This window comes from Allobranchiibius sp. GilTou38 (genome assembly GCF_017565325.1).
Classification (GTDB): domain Bacteria; phylum Actinomycetota; class Actinomycetes; order Actinomycetales; family Dermatophilaceae; genus Allobranchiibius; species Allobranchiibius huperziae.
The window spans coordinates 179,983-200,872 of sequence record NZ_JAGEKN010000005.1 but is presented as its reverse complement, the minus strand read 5'-3'; the positions used below and the strand labels follow the sequence as shown (position 1 = coordinate 200,872).

General features: G+C 70.9%; 21 protein-coding genes and 1 pseudogene. 19 read left to right on the top strand and 3 right to left on the bottom strand.

Going from position 1 to position 20,890, the window contains the following annotated elements; genetic code table 11:
• The first annotated feature begins 100 nt into the window (after positions 1–100).
• Together JOB34_RS04395 and JOB34_RS04390 are read left to right on the top strand one after the other, a co-directional pair.
• Positions 101–1,042 carry a Ppx/GppA phosphatase family protein gene (locus JOB34_RS04395; RefSeq protein ID WP_208051569.1) on the top strand — a complete coding sequence of 314 codons (942 nt, stop codon included), beginning with the start codon at positions 101–103 and terminating at the stop codon, positions 1,040–1,042.
• Positions 1,043–1,044: 2 nt separating this feature from the next.
• A complete protein-coding gene (locus JOB34_RS04390; protein WP_347813730.1) occupies positions 1,045–1,845 on the top strand; it encodes a sugar phosphate isomerase/epimerase in 801 nt (266 codons plus the stop codon).
• A 135-nt stretch (positions 1,846–1,980) separates the two neighbouring features.
• Here the strand turns inward: JOB34_RS04390 and JOB34_RS04385 are convergent, their stop codons facing one another.
• The 3 genes and pseudogenes from JOB34_RS04385 to JOB34_RS04375 all read right to left on the bottom strand — a co-directional run bounded on the left by JOB34_RS04385 (position 1,981) and on the right by JOB34_RS04375 (position 3,791).
• Complete coding sequence (locus JOB34_RS04385; protein ID WP_208051567.1) at positions 1,981–2,334, bottom strand: UBP-type zinc finger domain-containing protein; 354 nt, start codon at positions 2,332–2,334, stop codon at positions 1,981–1,983.
• A 108-nt stretch (positions 2,335–2,442) separates the two neighbouring features.
• The gene (locus JOB34_RS04380; RefSeq protein WP_208051566.1) at positions 2,443–3,159 is read right to left on the bottom strand and encodes an MgtC/SapB family protein; all 717 of its coding nucleotides are present in this window, start codon (positions 3,157–3,159) and stop codon (positions 2,443–2,445) included.
• A 132-nt stretch (positions 3,160–3,291) separates the two neighbouring features.
• Positions 3,292–3,791 (bottom strand): annotated as a pseudogene (locus tag JOB34_RS04375) (DinB family protein).
• 218 nt (positions 3,792–4,009) lie between these two features.
• Here JOB34_RS04375 and JOB34_RS04370 point away from each other — a divergent pair.
• The 17 genes from JOB34_RS04370 (at position 4,010) to hemC (ending at position 20,877) form a co-directional block, all read left to right on the top strand.
• On the top strand, positions 4,010–6,598 hold the full coding sequence (locus JOB34_RS04370; protein ID WP_208051564.1) for an alpha/beta fold hydrolase: 2,589 nt from the start codon (positions 4,010–4,012) through the stop codon (positions 6,596–6,598).
• Positions 6,595–7,512 (top strand): ABC transporter permease subunit, encoded by a 918-nt coding sequence (locus tag JOB34_RS04365; RefSeq protein ID WP_208051563.1) that lies wholly within the window; start codon positions 6,595–6,597, stop codon positions 7,510–7,512. The genes JOB34_RS04370 and JOB34_RS04365 overlap by 4 nt, the downstream gene beginning before the upstream one ends.
• A gap of 167 nt (positions 7,513–7,679) precedes the next feature.
• Positions 7,680–9,251 carry a circularly permuted type 2 ATP-grasp protein gene (locus JOB34_RS04360; protein ID WP_208051700.1) on the top strand — a complete coding sequence of 524 codons (1,572 nt, stop codon included), beginning with the start codon at positions 7,680–7,682 and terminating at the stop codon, positions 9,249–9,251.
• On the top strand, positions 9,252–10,181 hold the full coding sequence (locus JOB34_RS04355) for an alpha-E domain-containing protein (RefSeq protein ID WP_179478812.1): 930 nt from the start codon (positions 9,252–9,254) through the stop codon (positions 10,179–10,181).
• Positions 10,178–11,023 (top strand): transglutaminase family protein, encoded by an 846-nt coding sequence (locus tag JOB34_RS04350; RefSeq protein WP_208051562.1) that lies wholly within the window; start codon positions 10,178–10,180, stop codon positions 11,021–11,023. Before JOB34_RS04355 ends, JOB34_RS04350 begins: the two co-directional genes overlap by 4 nt.
• A 19-nt stretch (positions 11,024–11,042) precedes the next feature.
• Entirely contained in the window at positions 11,043–11,993 is a 951-nt protein-coding gene (locus JOB34_RS04345; protein WP_179483547.1) for a proline dehydrogenase family protein, read from the top strand.
• Positions 11,990–12,808, top strand: coding sequence for a pyrroline-5-carboxylate reductase (gene proC, locus JOB34_RS04340; protein WP_208051561.1), 819 nt, complete (start codon positions 11,990–11,992; stop codon positions 12,806–12,808). The genes JOB34_RS04345 and proC overlap by 4 nt, the downstream gene beginning before the upstream one ends.
• 57 nt (positions 12,809–12,865) lie before the next feature.
• The gene (locus tag JOB34_RS04335) at positions 12,866–13,432 is read left to right on the top strand and encodes a GNAT family N-acetyltransferase (protein WP_208051560.1); all 567 of its coding nucleotides are present in this window, start codon (positions 12,866–12,868) and stop codon (positions 13,430–13,432) included.
• A 24-nt stretch (positions 13,433–13,456) separates the two neighbouring features.
• Positions 13,457–14,653: an acetoin utilization protein AcuC gene (locus JOB34_RS04330; protein WP_208051559.1), complete on the top strand. Its 1,197-nt coding sequence runs from the start codon at positions 13,457–13,459 to the stop codon at positions 14,651–14,653.
• A gap of 277 nt (positions 14,654–14,930) precedes the next feature.
• Positions 14,931–15,131: a helix-turn-helix domain-containing protein gene (locus JOB34_RS04325; RefSeq protein ID WP_179478822.1), complete on the top strand. Its 201-nt coding sequence runs from the start codon at positions 14,931–14,933 to the stop codon at positions 15,129–15,131.
• Between the two features lie 111 nt (positions 15,132–15,242).
• On the top strand, positions 15,243–15,341 hold the full coding sequence (locus JOB34_RS04320) for an AURKAIP1/COX24 domain-containing protein (RefSeq protein WP_082775156.1): 99 nt from the start codon (positions 15,243–15,245) through the stop codon (positions 15,339–15,341).
• A 108-nt stretch (positions 15,342–15,449) separates the two neighbouring features.
• A complete protein-coding gene (locus JOB34_RS04315) occupies positions 15,450–16,439 on the top strand; it encodes an NAD-dependent epimerase/dehydratase family protein (RefSeq protein WP_208051558.1) in 990 nt (329 codons plus the stop codon).
• Positions 16,432–17,487: a lysophospholipid acyltransferase family protein gene (locus JOB34_RS04310; RefSeq protein ID WP_179478826.1), complete on the top strand. Its 1,056-nt coding sequence runs from the start codon at positions 16,432–16,434 to the stop codon at positions 17,485–17,487. The genes JOB34_RS04315 and JOB34_RS04310 overlap by 8 nt, the downstream gene beginning before the upstream one ends.
• The gene (locus JOB34_RS04305; protein ID WP_347813714.1) at positions 17,484–17,726 is read left to right on the top strand and encodes a glutaredoxin family protein; all 243 of its coding nucleotides are present in this window, start codon (positions 17,484–17,486) and stop codon (positions 17,724–17,726) included. Before JOB34_RS04310 ends, JOB34_RS04305 begins: the two co-directional genes overlap by 4 nt.
• A gap of 180 nt (positions 17,727–17,906) precedes the next feature.
• The gene (locus JOB34_RS04300) at positions 17,907–18,587 is read left to right on the top strand and encodes a redox-sensing transcriptional repressor Rex (RefSeq protein ID WP_218883514.1); all 681 of its coding nucleotides are present in this window, start codon (positions 17,907–17,909) and stop codon (positions 18,585–18,587) included.
• Positions 18,584–19,888, top strand: a complete 1,305-nt coding sequence (locus JOB34_RS04295; RefSeq protein WP_208051557.1) for a glutamyl-tRNA reductase — start codon at positions 18,584–18,586, stop codon at positions 19,886–19,888. The genes JOB34_RS04300 and JOB34_RS04295 overlap by 4 nt, the downstream gene beginning before the upstream one ends.
• Positions 19,885–20,877, top strand: a complete 993-nt coding sequence (hemC, locus tag JOB34_RS04290) for a hydroxymethylbilane synthase (protein WP_208051556.1) — start codon at positions 19,885–19,887, stop codon at positions 20,875–20,877. The genes JOB34_RS04295 and hemC overlap by 4 nt, the downstream gene beginning before the upstream one ends.
• Positions 20,878–20,890 lie beyond the last annotated feature (13 nt).

Here is a 20,890-nt window from a genome sequence, read left to right as displayed (position 1 = left end):
CACTGCACCCAGCAGACCGAGAAGGCTGTCGCGGGAGATCCTCGGCGGCCGGCGGTGGATGGTGCTCACCGACCGCAGGTGCGCCGACTAGTTTGGCCGCATGCGCCTCGGAGTGATCGACGTCGGTTCGAACACGGTCCACCTGCTCGTCGTCGACGCGCACCGCGGTGCCCAGCCGATCCCGGCGTTCTCCCACAAGCGCGAGCTGCGGCTGTCCGAGCACACGACCTCCAGCGGTGACATCGCGCGGGAGGGCATCGCGGCGCTCGTCGGCTTCGTCGAGGAATGCAAGACCATCGCGGAGGACCAGGGCGCCGAGCAGCTGCTGGCCTTCGCGACCAGCGCCATCCGCGAGGCCCCCAACGGCGAGGGGGTGCTGAAGACCGTCCACGACAAGACCGGGATCCACCTGCAGGTGCTCTCCGGCGAGCAGGAGTCGTCGCTGACGTTCCTCGCCGTACGCCGCTGGTTCGGATGGTCCTCCGGGCGGCTGATCGTCATCGACATCGGCGGCGGGTCGCTGGAGCTCGCGAACGGGCAGGACGAGGTGCCGGACGCGGCGATCAGCCTGCCGCTCGGCGCAGGCCGCCTGACGCGCACGCTGCAGGGCGACCCGCCGGCGGCGGAGGACCTGCGCGCCATGCGCAAGCAGGTGCGCACCGAGATCGCCCGCAGCATGCGCGACCTGACCCGGTTCGGCCGCCCGGACCACGTCGTCGGCACCAGCAAGACGATCCGGTCGCTCGCGCGGCTCTGCGGAGCGGCGCCCAAGGACGAGGGCCCGTACGTCGAGCGCACCTTGGAGCGGGCCGACCTGACCAAGCTGGTGCCGCGCCTGGCGAAGATGACGGCCGCCGAGCGTGCGGGCCTCCCAGGGGTGTCGGCCAGCCGGTCGGCGCAGATGCTGGCCGGCGCGGTGGTCATCGAGGGCACGATGGAGCTGCTCGACGTACCCGCCCTGACGCTGTGCCCGTGGGCGCTGCGCGAGGGCGTCATCCTGCGCCGCCTGGACGCCATGGACGGATGGGACGCGGCCGAGTGAGCATCAGCCGCATCCCGGACGCCAAGGTCGTCCTCTCCAGCGCCTCGGTCTATCCCCACGGCGTCGCGGCCACGTTCGACCTCGCCGACCGGCTCGGCTACGACGGGGTGGAGGTGATGGTGTGGAACGACCCGGTCAGCCAGGAGGCCGGTGCGCTGCAACGGCTCATCGACCACTACCAGCTGCCGGTGGTCTCGATCCACGCGCCGACTCTGCTACTCACCCAACGCATCTGGGGCACCGAGCCCTGGGACAAGGTCGACAACTCGGTCCGGGTCGCACGTGAGGTCGGCGCCGAGACGGTGGTGCTGCATCCGCCGTTCCGCTGGCAGCGCGACTACGCCGCGGAGTTCGTCGCCGGGGTGGCGCAGCGTGAGGAAGCGACCGGCATACAGCTCGCGGTGGAGAACATGTTCCCGTGGCGTGCCCGGCAGCGCGAGATGCAGGCGTACCTGCCCGGCTGGGACCCGGTCGACATCGACTACGCGCACGTGACACTCGACCTGTCGCACACCGCCACCGCCGGATCGGACGCGATGGCCATGCAGGCCGCGCTCGGGAAGCGGCTGGCGCACGTGCACCTGGCCGACGGCTCCGGGTCCTTCAAGGACGAGCACCTGGTGCCGGGACGCGGTGGGCAGCCGTGCGCGCAGTTCCTGGAGGCGCTGGCGGCGGGCGGGTACGACGGGTCGATCGTCCTGGAGGTCGGCACCCGCAAGCTCGACGACGAGGAACGCGAGCTGGACCTCGCGGAGGCGCTCGCGTTCGCGCGGCTGCACTTCGCGGCACCGGCCCTTCCCTGACAGAGCTGGTTCGGGCCCGGTGCCGGGCGCCAGGTGCGGGTTTTGCGTCTGCGGCCAGTGCTGCAGTCCTGGCCGCGAACGCAGAACCCACACCTCGTCTCGCGGCGGACGCGTCGTCGCGCGCCCCGGCGTCCTCTAGTGCAGCTGGTCCTGCCAGTCGGCCGGGATCCTGTCCGCCGGACCGGGGACGCTCTGGTTTCTGGGATGACTGGTCGGGGGTGCGAGCGCGGGCCCGTAGGCGAATCCGCCGGTGCGGTAGTCGAAGCACCAGTCCTCGCCGGGTTCGAAGCTCTGGATGACGGGGTGGCCGGTCGCGTCGTGGTGGGCGGTCGCGTGCTGGCCCGGGGAGGTATCGCAGCATCCGATGTGCCCGCACTGGGCGCAGCGCCGCAGGTGCACCCACCAGCCGGGGCTCGCGCCGTCCAGGCAGTCCGCGCATCCCTCACCGCTCGGCGGGACGGAGGTGTCGAAACCCTCGGTGTCGCTCATCCCGCCAGGCTAGGCCCGTGGGGCTGCGGCGTACGGCGCATGACCGAACTGCGCGCACGACATACTTCCGCTCGCACGCTGCTGGAGACGCGGGCTAGCGCGACGTCGCTATTCGAGCTCGTCGTCGTCCTCGACGACGCCGACTCCCACGACGTCGTCGACGCCGCTCAGGACCTTCACCAGGCGCTCGGGTTCGGCCTGACCCGATGTGGTGATGACCACGCCGACGACGCCCTCGGGCAGTCGCGAGGAGTCCAGCATCCCGGTGAGGCCGTCGACACGCCAGCCGAGCGCGGTGAGCCGGTTGATCAGTGATCGCAGCACCCCGCGACCGTCGGTGTAGATGATCTGCAGCCGCGTGGCGTTGGTGCGGCTCCCCGGCAGGTGGTGGGCGAGCTCGGTGTAACCGAAGACCGTCACGAAGTGCAGGGCGGTGACCACCAGCGCGATCAGCCACAGACCGGCTCCGGCGGCCATCCCGATCGCTGCGGTCTCCCAGACGGCGGCGGCCGTGGTGAGACCGCGTACGACGCCGCCGCGGGACAGGATGAGGCCGGCGCCGAGGAATCCGATGCCCGAGACGACCTGCGCCGCGACGCGTGAGGGGTCGAGCACGACCGAGCCGCTGTGCAGCACGTCGGTGAAGCCGTACTTGGAGACCAGCAGGATTGCCGCCGCGGTGGTGCCGACGATCGACTGGGTGCGCAGGCCCGCGCTCTTGCCGCGCAGCGTGCGCTCCAGCCCGATGCCGGAGGAGAGGACGAATGCGAGCAGGAGCTCGGCGATCTGCACCACGCCCTGTCCGGCGAACACTCCATGGGCCATCAGCCCAAGCTATCCAGGGTCGCTCGCGGCGCGTGCCGACCCCCGGTCGGTCCGGCGAGCACGAGGCGCTCGTGCGACGAGCCCAGTCGTCCACCGGAGTCCTGTGCTGATCGTCGAACGGGAGGGCCGACGTCAGCGGCGGTAGGTCCGGCCGTCGATCGCCTCGCGCAACAGGTCTGCGTGGCCGGCGTGGCGGGCCATCTCCTCCACCAGGTGCAGCAGCACCCAGCGCACGTTGTTCGACGCGCCGCCCTGGTAGTCGGCACCTCCTGATCGAGGTCGATCCCGGACCGCACCACCTCCTCGGTGTGCGCCGCCTCGACCTCCCACGCGGCGAGCCACTGAGCGACGGTCTCGTCCGCGCCCAGGGTGAACTCGTCCGTGCGGGGCTCCTCCTCGCCGCGTTCGACGTCGGTGCGGATCCACGACCTCTCCGTGGCCACCACGTGCTTCAGCAGCCCGCCGAGGGAGAGGGTCGTCGATGGGATGGGCGTCAGCCGCGCCTGCGTGTTGGTGATCCCGTCGAGCGCGTAGCGGATGCCGTGGCGCTGCCACTCCAGGAACCCGAGCAGGCCGTCGACCTCATCCGGCCGCGGAGGCGGGGGAGAGGGCGGGAAAGGCACCGAGGGCATGCCCGTCACTGTAGGACCGGCGTACGACGCGGTGGACGGTTTGCGTCGGCGGCCAGTGCTGCCGCCCTGGCCACGAACGCAAACCCGCAGCACGAACGCAAACCGGCGGCTCGGACACACCCCGCGACCTGGACCGCGGACCGCGACCCGTGCTGTCGGCGACCGATCGAATGGGGGCGCCTCGGCCTTTCCACAGCCCGCCCGTCTTTACTGGAGGCATGAAGCTGCCGCGGACCAGGATCCCGCGGTCGCGCGCCGTACGCGGATTGCTGGCGGCGTTCGTGGTCCTGGCTCTCGCCGTCGGCGGGGTCGCGCTCTTGAGACCCGGCAGCCCGCACATCGCCACCCGGTCGCAGTTCGTCACCGGCACGCCCGAGGGCGGCACCCCGGTGCGACTCGACACCACGGTCTACCTCCCTGCGAAGACCCCGGCCCCGGCGATCCTGCTGGCACACGGCTTCGGCGGCAGCAAGACCGACCTGGCCGGTGAAGCGCGCTCTCTCGCCGCGGACGGTTACGTCGTACTCGCCTACACGGCAAGAGGATTCGGACGGTCCGGCGGTCTGATCCATCTCGACGCACCTGACTACGAGGTCGCCGACGCGCGACTCCTCGTCTCCTACCTCGCCGCCATGCCGCAGGTCATCAAGGACCACCCGGGCGACCCGAGGATCGGTGTCGCCGGGTCGTCGTACGGCGGGGGACTGGCGCTGCTGCTGGCCGGCACCGACCGCCGCATCGACGCCGTCGGCGCCGACATCACCTGGAACGACCTGTCGACGGCGCTCTTCCCCAACGCCGCGCAGGGCCACGCGCCCGGGGTCTTCAAGAAGCTGTGGGCGGGCCAGCTGTTCGGCGCCGCGGCGGGCAGGACGCCGAGCAGCAACGGCTGCGGACGGTTCGCGGCCGATGTCTGCGCGGCGTACCAACAGGCAGCTGCCACCGGCCGGCCCGATGCGACGATCCTCAGCCTGCTGCGGGCCTCGAGTCCCGCGCGGGTCCTGAGCCGGATCACGGCGCCCACGCTGCTGAGCCAGGGCGAGCAGGACTCGCTCTTCGACCTGTCCCAGGCCGACGCCAACGCCCGCGGCATCGCCGCCGCGGGGACCCCCACCAAGGTGATCTGGCGCAGCGGAGGTCACGACGGCGGCACCTCGACGTCCCAGCTCGTGGGCTTCCTGCGCAGCTGGTTCGACCCGATCCTGAAGCATGGGCGGGTGCCCGACCGGTCGTTCACCGCGTCCCTCACCGGCGCGGCGCTGTCGTCGCAGGACGGCTCGAGCATCGACCAGACCGTCCGCATCGAGGGCGGGTACGGCGCCGGCCGGCAGGTGCCGGTCGCCCTGTCCGGTGCTTCGAGGACGATCTTCGCCCCGGCGGGCGGAAACCCCGCCGCAGTCACGGCGGTCCCGGGCCTCGGTGGTCTGCTCGGCCAGGCAGCCGGTCTCGCCGGAGTGACCGGGGCTACCCAACTGGCTTCGATACCAGGCCAGTTCGCATCCTTCTCCTCCGCGCCGCTCACCAGGACGGAGCTGGTCGCGGGCTCCTCGACCGTCCAGCTGCGCATCACGGCGCGGACCACCACCGACGCGACCCTCTTCGCGTCGCTGCACGACGTCGCACCTGACGGCAGCGACACCCTGCCCTCCGGTCTCGTCGCCCCGATCCGGTTGACGGGCCTGCGTCCGGGAGTTCCGACCACGGTCACGGTGCGGCTGCCGGGCATCGTGCAGTCGGTGCCCGCAGGGCACCGGGTCGTCGTCCGGGTCGCGACGACCGACCTCGCCTACCAGCTGCCCACCGACGCCCGCAGCTACGACGTCGCGCTCGCCTCTCCCCAGCTTGGGCTCTCCACCGCCGTAGGCCGCACCGAGGCGACAGGCCACCCGTGGCCCTGGTTGATCGTCGGCCTCGTCGCGATGGCGCTCTTCCTGCTCGGCGTCGCGTTCGCCGCCGTACGCCGTCGCCGACGTCACTCGTTCGAGCCCGCGCTCCAGCACGTGCCGGTGAGCATCGAGCACCTGAGCAAGGTGTACGCCGACGGCTACCGGGCCGTCGACGACGTCACCTTCTCGGTCCAGCAGGGACAGGTCGTCGGGCTGCTCGGACCCAACGGTGCGGGCAAGACCACCCTGCTGCGCACCCTGATGGGGCTGATCGCGCCCACCACCGGCTCCATCCGGCTCTTCGGCGAGCTCATCGGACCGGGCGCCGCAGTGCTGTCGCGCACCGGCGCGTTCATCGAGGGCCCTGGGCTGCTGCCGCATCTGTCCGGCCGCGACAACCTGCGGCTCTTCTGGGCCGCGACCGGCCGTCCGGAGGAGGACGCCGACTTCGAGACCGCGCTGGAGATCGCCGGGCTCGGACCCTCCATCGAACGCCGCGTGAAGACCTACAGCCAGGGGATGCGCCAGCGCCTGGCGATCGCGCAGGCCATGCTCGGGCTTCCCGAGGTCCTCATCCTCGACGAGCCCGCCAACGGTCTGGACCCGCCGCAGATCATCGAGATGCGCGAGGTGCTGCGCCGGTACGCCGAGACGGGGCGCACCGTGGTCCTGTCCAGTCACCTGCTCGACGAGGTCGAGCAGACCTGCACGCACGTCGTGGTGATGCACAACGGGCGTCTGATCACAGCCGGGTCGGTCGTGGAGATCGTCGGCGCGGTCGCCGGACCCGACCGGCTGCGGGTGGCCGATCCCGAACGTGCGGTGCGGGTGCTCGCGGACGCCGGCATCGAGGCCCAGCAGGTCGCCACCAGACACTCGCTGGAAGAGGTCTTCATGCAACTGGTCGGAGCGGACGAATGAACGAGATCGCCGCCACCCGCCGCGGTGTCCACGACCGGCTGGCCGAGCTCCCGCCGGGCGAGCGCGCGGCGTTCCGCCCCGGCCGCACCCTGTCGCTGCGGGTGGAGTTCGTGCGCCAGCTGCGCCGCCGTCGTACCCAGCTCGCGGCCCTGCTCCTCATCGTCCTGCCGGTGATCGTGGCGATCGCGCTGAAGGTCAACAACCCCGGCGGAGGTCGTGGCGGGGGTGGGGCCGGCGCGTCCGGCTCAGCCCTGATCACTCTGGGCAGCGCAGGCGCCGCCAACTTCGCCTTCTACACCGAGTTCGCCTCTGCTGCCTTCCTGCTCGTGGTCATCGTCGCCCTCTTCTGCGGCGACACGGTGGCGAGCGAGGCCAGCTGGTCCTCCCTGCGGTATCTGCTCGCGATCCCGGTGCCCCGCTCGCGGCTGCTGCGCCAGAAGCTGACCGTCGCGCTCAGCCTCAGCCTCGGCGCCAACCTGCTGGTGCCCGTGTGGTCGTTCCTGATCGGCGGGGTGTTCTTCGGCTGGGCGCCAGCGCAATCTCCCCTCGGCGGCTCGTTCGGCACCGGTGTCGGACTGCAGCGGCTGCTGATCGTGGTCGCGTACGCGAGCCTGCAGTCGCTGCTGGTCGCCGCCCTGGCCTTCCTGCTGAGCGTGCTGACCGATGCTCCGCTCGGCGCGGTCGGCGGCGCGGTGCTGCTGGTGGTGGTCTCCAACATCCTGGACGCCATCACCGCCCTCGGCTCCTACCGCAACGTCCTGCCCACCCACTTCCAGTACTCCTGGCTCGACGCCCTCGGCCCGAGCGTCAACTGGGACGGGATGATCCGCGGCACCGGAGTCGCCCTCACCTACTCGGCGGTCTTCCTGGCCCTGGCCTGGTGGCGTTTCGAGCGCAAGGACATCGTGAGTTGACGCGTCCTGCGCGGACCTCCGTGCGGATCGATGCGGCCGATCGAAACAGGGATGCAACACGGTGCCGATAACGTGACGGCGTGACGCAGAGCCAGAGCCAGACGCAGGGCGGCACCTCGGGTCAGGTTTTCGGCGGATACCGGTCGGGGCCGGACACGTTCGACGAGATGTACGACGGCACCGGCTGCCGGCCCGACTACATGGGCATCCAGCGTCAGATGCAGCGTCTGTCGATGCAGGAGGTGCAGGCGCGCGCCGACTATCTCGGCCACTCCTACCTCGACCAGGGCGTCACCTTCGACATCGGCGGCCAGGAGCGGCCGTTCCCGATCGACATCGTGCCCCGGCTGATCGAGGCGCAGACCTGGTCGCACGTGGAAGCCGGTGTCGCCCAACGAGTCCGGGCTCTGGAGGCGTTCCTCGCCGACATCTACGACGAGGGGCAGGTCTTCCGGGACGGGGTCATCCCGCGCCGTGTCGTGACGAGCAGCCCGCATTTCCTGCGCGTCGCCAAGGGCATCAACTACCCGCACGGCGTCCGGGTGCACGTCTCGGGCATCGACCTGGTGCGCGACGGCAACGGCGACTTCCGGGTACTGGAGGACAACGTCCGGATCCCTTCGGGGGTCTCCTACGTCATCTCCAACCGGCGCGCGATGTCCACGGCGCTGCCCGAGGTCTTCGCGCACCACCGCATCCGGCCGGTCTCGCAGTATCCCGCGAAGCTGCTCGCCAGCCTGCGGGCCTGCGCGCCGAGCGGTGTCACCGACCCCACGGTCGTCGTGCTGACACCCGGGGCCTTCAACGCCGCGTACTTCGAGCACGCCCTGCTGGCCCGCCTGATGGGCACCCGCCTCGTGGAGGGCCGCGACCTGGTCGCCCAGGGCGGCCGGGTGCTGGTGCGAACCACGAACGGCCTGCGACCGGTCGACGTGATCTACCGACGCGTCGACGACGACTTCCTGGATCCCGTTCATTTCCGCAGGGATTCGATGCTCGGCGTGCCCGGGCTGCTCAATGCCGCCCGGGCCGGCAACGTCACGATCGCCAACGGCGTCGGCAACGGGGTCGCCGACGACAAGCTGACCTACACCTACGTGCCCGACCTCATCCGCTACTACCTGGGCCAGGAGCCGATCCTGCCCAACGTCGACACCTGGCGCATGGAGGACGCGGAGCACCGCGCCGAGGTGCTCGACCGACTCGCGGAGCTGGTGGTCAAGCCCGTCGACGGCGCCGGCGGCAAGGGCATCATCATCGGTCCGCGCGCCACCGCGGCCCAGTTGGACGAGATGCGCAAGCGACTGATCGCCGATCCGCGCGGCTGGATCGCGCAGCCGGTGATCCAGCTGTCCACGGTGCCGACCCTGATCGGCGACACGATGGCGCCGCGGCACGTGGACCTGCGGCCGTTCGCGATCAACGACGGCGAGAAGGTCTGGGTGCTGCCCGGCGGCCTCACCCGGGTGGCCCTGCCGGAGGGTGAGCTCATCGTCAACTCCAGTCAGGGCGGCGGTTCCAAGGACACCTGGGTGCTGGCCGCCGATCGCGGTGCCATTCCCGAGGCGTCACCGGCCCCCGCGGCCGACGACGCCGTCGTGCACCCGAGCCTGCGGGCCGGGCGGGCCGCAGAGCGCGCATCGGGCGCCGACGACGCCGCACCGCCCCCGAGCGGCCACGGTGGCGAGCAGAGCCAGAGTCAGACCGCGGTCCGGACGTCGTTCGGCGGTGAGCGCTAGATGTTGAGTCGGATCGCCGAGGCGCTCTTCTGGATCGGCCGCTACGTCGAGCGCGCCGAGTGCACGGCGCGCATCCTCGACACCTACCTGCAGCTGCTCATCGAGGACCCGGTCATCGACGAGGAGGCCACCTGCCGTTCGGTGATGGCTGCCATGGGCATCGCGTACGGCGAGGGCACCCCGGACGCCGGGACGCTGCTGCAGACCCTGTTGCTGGACCGCACGGCCGCCCCCTCCATCGCATACGCGATCGAGACCGCCCGGGAGAACGCGCGCCGCTCGCGGGAGGTCGTCTCCACGGAAGTGTGGGAGGCCATCAACAGCACCTACAACGCGGTGCTCGCGGGGCAACTGCAGCAGCGGCGGCCCGCTGACGCGTTCCGCTTCGTGCGCGAGCGGGCCAGCATGATCTCCGCGCTCGCGGACAGCACCCAGAGCCACGACGACGGCTGGCAGTTCATCGTCCTCGGGCGCAGCATCGAGCGGATCGACATGACCGCGCGGCTGATCACGATGGGCAACTACGTGTCCGGGCCGAACGGCGCCTGGGCGCTCACGCTGCGCTCGTGCGGCGCCGCCCACGCGTTCACCCGCGTCTACCGCGTGACCGAATCCCCGCGCGCCGCAGCGGAATTCCTGCTGCTCGACCGGCTCTTCCCGCGCTCGATCTCCCACCTGCTCGAGCAGGCCGGGCATTGCCTGGAGGAGCTGGACCCGAGGTCGAGGCGGGTCGGTTTCGGCGGCGACGCGGCACGGGTCATCGGGCAGGCGCACGCGCGACTGTCCTACCTGTCCCTGACCGACCTGGTCACCGACCTGCCCCGGGAGATGGAGGAGCTGCAGCGCGTCTGCGCCGATGCGACCGAGGCGATCGCGAAGCGGTATTTCGAGGGCGTCGTGGCGCCCGAGTGGCTGACGGAGGCCCTGTGAGCGTGACCATGCGGCTGGTGCACCGCACCGGCTACACCTACACCGGCCCGGCGACGCAGTCCTACAACGAGGCGCGTCTGACGCCGCTGTCGAGCGCCCGCCAGACCGTGCTGCACTCCCGCGTCGACGTCACGCCGACGCCGTGGATGGAGCAGTGGACCGACTACTGGGGCACGACCGTCACGTCGTTCGAGCTTCATGAACCGCACGACGAGCTGAAGGTCGTCGCGATCAGCACCGTGACGGTCGACCGCCACCCCGCCGAGACGGCGGGCATGACCTGGGAGCAGTACGCGGACCCCTCGGTGCGCGACGAGTTCGAGGAGGTGCTGCGCATCGTCCCGCGGACGGCGCTCGGCCCCGCCTTCGAGGAGGTCGTCGCGCGGGTGCGCGAGAACGCTCCGACTCCTGCGGTCTTCCTCACCGACGTCATCGCCGCCATCCGCGAACGGCTGGACTACATCGCGGGACGGCGCACGGTCTACGCACGCTGCGCCGGTGCCTGGGACGACGCCCAGGGCGCCTGCCAGGACTTCGCTCACCTCGCCCTGGGCGCCCTGCGTTCGCAGGGCATCCCGGCCAGGTTCGTCACCGGCTACGTCTTCCCCGACCGGGACGCGCCGGTCGGTGCGAACGTCACCGGTGTGTCACACGCATGGATCCAGTGGTGGGACGGCGCATGGACCGCGGTCGACCCGAGTGCAGGAGTGGTCCCCGACGACTTCTACATTGAAGTGGCGCAAGGTCGCGACCATTCAGATGTCGTGCCCCTGCGGGGCATCTTCACCGGCACCCCGGGCAGCAAGATGTTCGTGACCGTGGAGATCAGCCGGCTCGCGTAAATCGAGGAGATCAATCGTGTTGGACCCCAGCGCAGCACTGCGCGCAGGCCTGCTCGGCCTGTCCCGTAACGACAAGGTGCGGCGGGTCGTGCAGAACGCGCCCGTCAGCCGGGACGTCGTACGCCGCTACGTCGCCGGCGAGGGCACCTCAGACGCCGTCGAGGCGACGACCGGACTGCACGGGCAGGGACTGCTCGGCACCCTGGACTTCCTCGGCGAGGACTGCACGGATCTCGAAGGAGCACGGCACACCCGCGACGCCTACCTCGACGTCCTGCGGGCGCTGAGTGACGCCGGGCTCACCGAGCGCGGCGGCGTGGAGGTCAGCGTCAAGCTGAGCGCCATCGGGCAGGCGCTGCCGCACGACGGGCACAAGATCGCGGTGGACCACGCGCGGGAGATCTGCGCGGCCGCGGCCGCCGCGGGCACGACGGTCACCATCGACATGGAGGACCACACCACCACCGACGACACCCTCGAGGGCGTGCGCGAGCTGCGCGCCGACTTCCCCTGGGTGGGCGCGGTCCTGCAGGCCTACCTGCGGCGTACCGAGGCCGACTGCCGCGACCTCGCGACCGCCGGCAGCCGGATCCGGCTGTGCAAGGGCGCCTACGACGAGCCGGGCAGCGTCGCCTACCTCGACAAGGCGCACGTCGACCTGTCCTACGTGCGGTGCCTCAAGGTGCTCATGCACGGCGACGGCTACCCGATGGTCGCCAGCCACGACCCCCGGCTCATCCAGATCGCCGGGTCGCTGGCCGACCGTTGCCTGCGTGCCTCGGACTCCTTCGAGTACCAGATGCTCTACGGCATCCGCCCCGACGAGCAGCAGCGACTGTCCGACGCCGGCCACCAGATGCGCATCTACGTGCCGTACGGCGACCAGTGGTACGGCTACCTCGTCCGCCGGATGGCCGAACGGCCGGCGAACGCGATGTTCTTCGCCCGCTCCCTCATCAGCAGGGGATGACCGTGTCGCGCGCCGACACCGTTGCCATCCTGGGCGCCGGGGTGATGGGCGAGGCGCTGCTCTCGGGCTGGCTGCGCGGCGGACGCGATGCCGCCACGGTCCTGATCAGCGACCGCAGTCCCGAGCGGCTCGCGCACCTGGAGGACAAGTACGCCGTCCGGGCGCGTCCCGCCGCGGAGGCCGCAGCCCAGGCGGCGACCCTCGTGCTCGCGGTCAAGCCGCAGGACATGCGCGCGCTGGTGCAGGAGATCTCCGGCGCGGTCGGCGACAGCACGCTCGTGGTCTCCCTCGCGGCAGGTATCACCACGGCGTTCCTGGAGGCGCAGCTGCCCGAGGGCACCTCGGTCGCCAGGGTGATGCCCAACACCCCGGCCCTGGTCGATCAGGGCATGTCCGCGGTGAGCCCCGGCGCGAACTGCGATGCCGACCAGCTGGCCACAGCGACCGGGCTGCTGCAGGCCTGCGGCAGGGTCGTCGCGCTGCCGGAGCACCACCTCGACGCGGTGACCGCAATCAGCGGCAGCGGGCCGGCGTACATCTTCTACGTCGTCGAGGCCATGATCGAGGCCGGCGTGCTGCTGGGGATGCCGCGCGCCACCTCGACCGAGCTGGTCGTGCAGACCCTCTACGGAGCCGCGACCATGCTGAAGGAGACCGGCGAGCACCCCACGGTGCTGCGCGAGCAGGTCTCCAGTCCGGGTGGCACCACGATGGCCGCACTGCGCGAACTGGACGACCACAAGGTCCGCGCGGCGTTCCTCACCGCGATCGAGGCGGCGGCACGGCGCTCGGCCCAGCTGGCCGCAGGGGAGTGAGCCGCGAGGGGTGGACGCAGCTACCCCCGGGCGCGATGGCCGTGCGAGAGTACCCGCATGACTGACATCACGGTTCGTGCTCTCGGGGAGCAGGACTGGCAGATCTACCGTGACGTACGGCTGGCTGCACTGTCCGACAGCCCCGACGCCTTCGCGGCCAGCGTCGCGCAGGAACGACAGTTCGACGACGCCTTCTGGCGACGTCGTCTGGTCCGCTCCCGCCGGTTGATCGCCGAGCGCGGCGACGACGTCGTGGGCGTCGTGTCCGTCGGGCGGTCGCCCGCGGAGGACCCCCGCAGCTGCGAGCTCTTCGGCCTCTGGGTCAAGCCCGACCTGCGTGGTCAGGGCGTCGCCTGGCAACTCGTGCAGGCGGGCGTCGAGCAGGCCGGCACCGACTCCTTCCAGTTCGTCGTCTACTGGGTGGGCACCGACAACGGCCGGGGCGTCGCGTTCGCGAGCAGCTTCGGCTTCCGTCCCACCGACGCGCGGCGACCGATGAAGGTCACCGGCGTGCCCGAGGGCACACCCTCCACCCAGGAGGAGTCGGACGTCCCCGAGGACGAGATGGCGATGGTCTACTCCCTCGGCGAGGACCCCGGCTCGGTGCCGAGCTCGGTGCTGTGACGCGGGACCGTTGATGACGAGCCGATGACCGCCTCGACCCGGATCGTCTGGGACGAACGGCTGACCCGGTACGACTTCGGCGATCACCACCCGATGGACCCGCGGCGGCTCGCGTTGACCGCCGTACTGGCGCGTGAGTACGGCGTCTTCGATGCCCCGGGTGTCCAGGTCACGGGGCCCTCGGACCCGACCGAGGACCTGATCCGCACGGTGCACGACGCGGCGTACGTCGAGGCCGTGCGCGTCGCATCCGCCGACCCCGAGCTGGCCGATACGACGTACGGGCTCGGCACGACCGACGACCCGGCGTTCCTCGGGATGCACGAGGCGTCCGCGCTCATCGCGGCCGGCACCCGCGACATCTGCGACGCGGTGTGGTCCGGTGAGGTGTCGCACGGCGTCAACTTCGCCGGCGGCATGCACCACGCGATGCCCGGAAACGCGTCCGGATTCTGCGTCTACAACGACGTGGCCATCGGGATCGAGTCGATGCTGCGGGCCGGCGCTCAGCGGGTCGCGTACGTCGACCTCGACGTGCACCACGGCGACGGCGTCGAGAAGGTCTTCTGGGACGACCCGCGGGTGCTCACCATCTCCATCCATGAGGGCCCGCGCACTCTCTTCCCGGGCACCGGCGATCCGGCCGACATCGGCGGCCCGGGCGCGCTCGGCGGCGCCGCAAACATCGCGCTGCCGCCCGGAGTGGGCGACGCGGCCTGGCTGCGGGCGCTGCACGCCGTCGTACCCGGTCTGCTGCGCGCGTTCGCCCCGCAGGTGCTGGTCACCCAGCACGGCTGCGACTCCCACTATCTGGACCCGCTGGCGCACCTGCGCCTGTCGGTGGACGCGCAGCGGACCGCGGCCGAGTCGATGCACGACCTGGCCCATGAGGTGGCCGACGGTCGCTGGGTGGCACTCGGCGGCGGCGGATACGAGATCGTCGACGTCGTCCCGCGCACGTGGACCCACCTGCTCGCGATCGCCGCGCACGCACCGATCCCGCTGGACACGGCCATCCCGGCGGCCTGGCACGACTACGCACGGATGACCTGTGGGCGGCCCGGTCCGCCGCGGATGGGCGACGGGGTGGCCGAGCACGATCGGGTGTGGTGGAAGTCCTGGGCCACCGGCGCCGACCCGAACGATCGGGTCGACCAGTGCGTGCTCGCCACCCGTGAGGCGGTCTTCCCCGAGCACGGGCTCGACGTCTGGTTCGACTGAGCTCGCCGCAAGGGCTCCGCGCGGTCCGTTGTGGGCGCTGATCCGGTGGGGTCGTCGCTGCAAGGGTGCCGCGTGGCCCGTTGTGGGCGTTGGCGCACGCGTCACCGGGCAGGAGGAAAAACACGCTCGTACGGCGTGTCGAGTGGACATTTTAGTCTCAAACTTCACACAGGATGCGTTCAACCTCTAGGGTGCATTTCAGCACCAGCCGACCCGCACTCCTGGCCTGCTGAAAAGACCATCCGTTGCGGACCGCACAGAAAATAGAGGCCCCACCATGCCGCACGAGACGCACGTGGGCGAGGTCACCTTCATGACCGTCGCCGAGGTGGCCACCATCATGCGGGTGTCGAAGATGACGGTCTACCGACTGGTGCACAGCGGCGAGCTCGAGGCCGTTCGGGTGGGACGCTCGTTCCGGGTGCCCGAGACCGCCGTGACCGAGTACCTCAGCCAGTCCTACATGGGCACCGCCTGAATCCGCCCGGCCGGTGCGGGGAGACGGTTGATTCGGCCGCATCCCCGGCATGCCGTAGCCTGACTGGCAGCCTTTCTGAAATTTCCGATCATCGAAGGACAGCGTTCACGCATGGGTTCAGTAGTCAAGAAGCGCCGCAAGCGGATGGCGAAGAAGAAGCACCGCAAGCTGCTGCGCAAGACGCGACACCAGCGTCGTAACAAGAAGTAGCAGTAAGACCTACGAAGGCCCCTGTCGCCTGGCGTGAGCCGTGGCGGGCGGGGGCTTCGTCGTACGATCTGCGCACAGCGATCATCCGCACCCGCGAGAGGGAACCCGATGGCTACGACCGTGCTCGTCACCGGGGTCTCGCGTTTCGTCGGCGGACTCGCCGCGCGGGCCCTGTCGACCGACCCGCGGATCGAGCGGGTGCTGGCCGTCGACGTCGTACGCCCTGCCCATGACATCGGCCACGCGGAGTTCGTCCGTGCCGACATCCGCAACCCGATCATCGGCAAGATCATCAAGCAGGAGAACGTCGACACCGTCGTGCACCTGGGCGTGATCACCACGCCGCGGCAGGCGGGCGGGCGCACGACGCAGAAGGAGATCAACGTCATCGGCACGATGCAGCTGCTCGCTGCGTGCCAGAAGGCGCCCTCGCTGCGACGGCTCGTCGTCAAGTCGTCCTCCGCGGTCTACGGCAGCTCGCCGCGCGACCCCGCGATGTTCACCGAGGACATGACGGCGCGGCGCACCCCGCCGCGCGGTTTCGGCAAGGACTCCGTCGAGGTCGAGACCTACGTACGCGGCTTCGGCCGCCGCCGCCCCGACGTCGACGTGTGCATGCTGCGGATGGCCAACGTCGTCGGCCCCGGGCTGCGCACCACCTTCTCCGACCTCTTCCACCTGCCGGTCATCCCCGTGCCGTTGGGATTCGACGGCAGGTTCCAGGTGCTGCACCTGGACGACGCGATCGGCTCCATCCACGCCGCCACCTTGCGCGAGGACTGCACGGGCGTCATCAACGTCGCCGGCGACGGGGTGCTCACCGTGCACCAGGCCGCCCGCATCGCCGGTCGCCCGACACTTCCGGTGCTCGCGCAGGCCGGGCCGCTCGTTCAGCAGTTCACCTCCCGCGCCCGGGTCGGCAACTTCTCCGCGGAGCAGATGGACCTGCTCTGCTTCGGGCGGGGGATGGACACCACAGCGCTACGTACATCGCTCGGTTACACCCCCGAGCGCACCACACGCGAAGCATTCACCGACGTCTTCGGCGGCGACAACCGAGTGTCGGCGCTGCTGCGAGCAGGGGGAGCCCATGCCTGACAAGACCACCGGATCCGACGCGACGGGCGCGCGCAAGCGTCCGCCCCGCGCCGCGTTCGCCGGCGCGCGCGCCGACCGACCGCTGCGCGTCGTGCCCGACCCCGCACCGGCACCCGAGCCGAGCGGATCGCCGTACGACATCGAGTCGATCGTCAAGCTGCTGGTGCGCACCCTGCGGATCGCCGGCTCGGCGGCAGGGCTCTCCGGTGACGACCTGGACCGGCGGATCACCAAGGCGCTCGCGTTCCTGCGGCGCCGCATCACCGGGGAGTACGAGGTCGACGACTTCGGCTTCGACCAGGAGTTCACCGACGAGGTGTGGCTGCCGCTGCTGCGGCCCCTCTACAAGCGCTGGTTCCGCGTCGAGGTGCGCGGCATCGAGAACCTTCCGCTCGAGGGCGGCGCGCTGGTGGTGTCCAACCACTCCGGCACGGTGCCGGTCGACGGGCTGATGGTCCAGGTCGCCATCCACGACGAGACGCCCGGCCACCGGTACGCGCGTGCGCTCGGTGCGGACCTGGTCTTCCAGTCCCCGGTGCTCGGCGATCTGGCGCGCAAGTCCGGATCGACGCTGGCGGCGAACGCCGACGCCGAGCGGCTGCTGCGCGCCGGCGAGCTGGTCTTCGTCTGCCCCGAGGGCTTCAAGGGCGTCGGCAAGCCGTTCGGAGAGCGCTACCGGCTGCAGCGCTTCGGTCGCGGCGGGTTCGTCAGCGCGGCGCTGCGCACCGGCGTGCCGATCATCCCGTGCTCGATCGTGGGCGCCGAGGAGATCTTCCCGCTGCTGGGCAACGCCAAGAGCCTGGCCCGACTCTTCGGCTTCCCCTACTTCCCGCTGACGCCGACCTTCCCCTGGCTCGGCCCGCTCGGTCTGCTCCCGTTGCCCAGCAAGTGGATCATCGAATTCGGCGCGCCCATCCCGACCGACAGCTTCGAGCCGGCGGCCGCCGACGACCCCATGCTGGTCTTCGATCTGACCGACCAGGTGCGCGAGACCATCCAGCAGACGCTCTACTCGCTGCTGCTGCAACGACGTTCGGTCTTCTGGTGAACGACGAGCCGCGCATCACCCTCATCAGCAAGCCGGGGTGCCACCTCTGTGATGAGGCCCGCACGGTCATCGCCGCGGTCGCGGCCGACACCGGCGTCGGGTGGGTGGAGGTCTCCATCCTCGACGATCCGGCGTTGCGCGAGCAGTACGCCGAACAGATCCCCGTCACGCTCGTGGACGGCGCCCAGCACGACTATTGGCGGGTCGACGAGAAGCGGCTGCGCGCCGCCCTGGCCTGAGCCCCCGACTCTTCGCCCGAACGTTCGCGAGATGCAGCAGGTGTAGTACCGCCTAGCACTTTCAGCGCTTCAGAGCGATTTTGTGCATGCCTTCACAAAGTCTTATGGTCAGGGGGTATTACTTCCTCTGCGCAGGCGTTTGATATAGGGCCTGCCGACCTCGGGAGGAGTCGAGCGCCCTTGACGACCGACCCCATGACGCGGCGGGACATCCCGGACGCGACGGTAGCTCGACTTCCGGGCTATCTGCGTGCTCTGCACCCCCTCGTGTCCGCCGGCGTGGAGGTCGTGTCCTCCGAGGAGCTCGCGACCATCGCCGGCGTCCGCTCGGCCGGTCTGCGCAAGGACCTGTCCTACCTCGGCTCGTACGGCGTGCGCGGCGTCGGCTACGACGTGGAGCGGCTGGCCAGCGAGATCACCCGCCAGCTCGGCCTGCAGCACCCCTGGTCGGTCGCGATCATCGGGATGGGCAACCTCGGGCACGCGCTCGCGGCGTACAGCGGTTTCGCCACCCGCGGCTTCAAGGTGCAGTGGCTCGTCGACCGCGACCCCGCCGTGGTGGGCACCACGATCGCCGGCATGCAGGTCGTGGACTTCGAGCAGTTCGCAGCTAGCGTGACCGAGCAGGTCATCGCCGTCATCTCCACGCCGCCGGTCGCCGCCCAGGAGGTCGCCGACGCCGTCGTGGCCCTCGGCGTGCGCTCCATCCTCAACTTCGCGCCCGGCGTGCTGAACGTCCCGGCCCACACCCAGGTGCGCAAGGTCGACCTGGCCACCGAGCTGCAGATCCTGGCCTTCCACGAGCAGCGCGGCAAGGACGACGCCCGCCTCGGCGCCGACGGGATCGAGGCCAGCGGATGAGCGTCATCGTCATCGGCATCTCCCACCGCACCGCCGACATCGCCACGCTGGAGCGCGTCGTCCTGAACGACGTACAGCAGGACCGGATCGGGGAGTCCCTGGTCGGCAACGAGCACGTCAGCGAGCTGCTCGTGCTGTCGACCTGCAACCGCACCGAGCTGTACGCCGAGGTCGGCACCTTCCATGGTGCGGTCACCTCGATCAGCGAGACGCTCGCCGCGGTGACCGGCATGCCGCTGCCCGCGCTGCGCGACCACCTCTACGTGCACTTCGAGGACCGGGCCGTCGCCCACCTCTTCTCCGTCGCCGCGGGGCTGGACTCGATGGCCATCGGCGAGAGCCAGATCCTGGGTCAGTTGCGCGCCTCGATGCGGGCCGCCCAGGACGCCGGGCGACTCGGCTCGTCGCTGTCCGAGCTGGTGCAGCACGCCCTGCGGGTGGGCAAGCGGGTGCACGCCGAGACCGACCTCGACACCGTCAGCCGATCGCTGGTGGAGCAGTCGCTGGGCATCGCGCAGGAGCACCTCGGCGCACTGTCCGCGCAGTCCGCGGTCGTCATCGGCGCCGGTTCGATGAGCGCCCTCGCCGCCCACACCCTCACCCGCGCCGGCGTCGGCGGCCTCACGATCGTCAACCGCACGCCCGAGCACGGGCAGCGACTGGCCGCCGCGACCGGAGCGACCGCGCGACCCTGGGCGCAGCTGACCGACGCCCTCGCCGGGGCCGACATCGTGATCTCCTGCACCGGTGCCGTGGGCCACATCCTGGTGCCGCACCTGCTGACCGCCGACAGCCCGCCCGCCCGGCACATGGTGCTGATCGACCTTGCGCTGCCGCGCGACATCGACCCCGCGTGCGGCGAGCTCGACGGCGTCACGCTCGTGACGCTCGAGGAGCTCGGCGCCCGGACCACCGCCGACGGCCCGCAGCGCGACTCGCTGCGCGTCGTACAGGACCTGGTCACCGCCGAGGTCGCGGAGTTCCTGGTGCTGCGCCGCTCGGCCGCGGTCGTGCCGACCGTCTCCGCGCTGCGGGTGCGCGCCGCGGACGTCGTCGACGCGGAGATGGACCGGCTGGTCGGTCGCCTGCAGCTGACCGATGCGCAGGCGGCGCAGGTGCGCCAGACCCTGCACCGGGTGACGGAGAAGATCCTGCACACGCCCACGGTCCGGATGAAGCAGCTCGCCGGTGAGGAGCACGGACAGGACTACGCCGCACTGCTGCGCACCCTTTTCGACCTCGACCCGCACGAGGCCCGCGTCTCGCGGGTCCCGCGGCTGTCGGACGGTGATCGCCGATGATGGTGCGACTCGGCACCCGGCGCAGTGCGCTCGCGACCACCCAGAGCGAGAGCGTGGCGCAGTTGCTGCGCGACCGCGGCCACGAGGTGGAGCTGGTGATGATCACCACCGAGGGCGACACCAATCGCGGACCTCTGGAGACCATGGGCGGCACAGGCGTGTTCGCCGCCGCGATCCGCCACGCGCTGCTCGCCGGCGAGGTCGACCTCGCGGTCCACTCGCTGAAGGACCTGCCGGTGCAGCCGGAACCGGGCCTGGTGCTCGCCGCCATCCCGTCCCGTGAGGATCCCCGCGACGCGATCGTCGCCCGCGACGGACTCACGCTCGCCGAACTGCCCCAGGACGCTGTCGTCGGCACCGGTTCGCCTCGGCGGGCCGCTCAGCTGAACGCCCTCGGGCTCGGGCTCGCCGTGCGCGGGATCCGCGGCAACATCGACACACGCATGTCGCTGGTGACCAGCGGCACGGTCGACGCCGTCGTCCTCGCGCGCGCCGGGCTGGCACGGATCGGTCGCACCGCGGCGATCACCGAGGTCCTCGACCCGTTGCAGATGCTGCCGGCTCCCGGTCAGGGCGCGCTGGCGCTCGAGGTCCGCGAGGACGCCACGGAGCTGCGCGCGGCGCTCGCGCCCCTGGACGACCCCGACACCCGTGCCGCGGTCACTGCCGAACGCGCGCTGCTCGGTGCGCTGGAAGCGGGCTGCTCGTCGCCGATCGGGGCGCTGGCCGAGGTCGTCGAGGAGCTCGACGGTTCTCTGACGATCTCGTTGCGCGCGTTCGTCGGCAGCAAGGACGGCGGTTTCGAACTGCGTCGATCCGTCACCGGCCCGATTGAGGCCGCCCCCCGGCTGGGTATCGAACTGGCACAGCTGTTGCTCCAGGACGGTGCCGCCGACGTCATACCTCCAGGGGCGCCTCCGAAACCGGATGCGTTCCCCACCCACCCCGAAGACCTCGTCCCAACAAACGCTGCGGAGCGTGAATCGTGAGCACCACCACTGC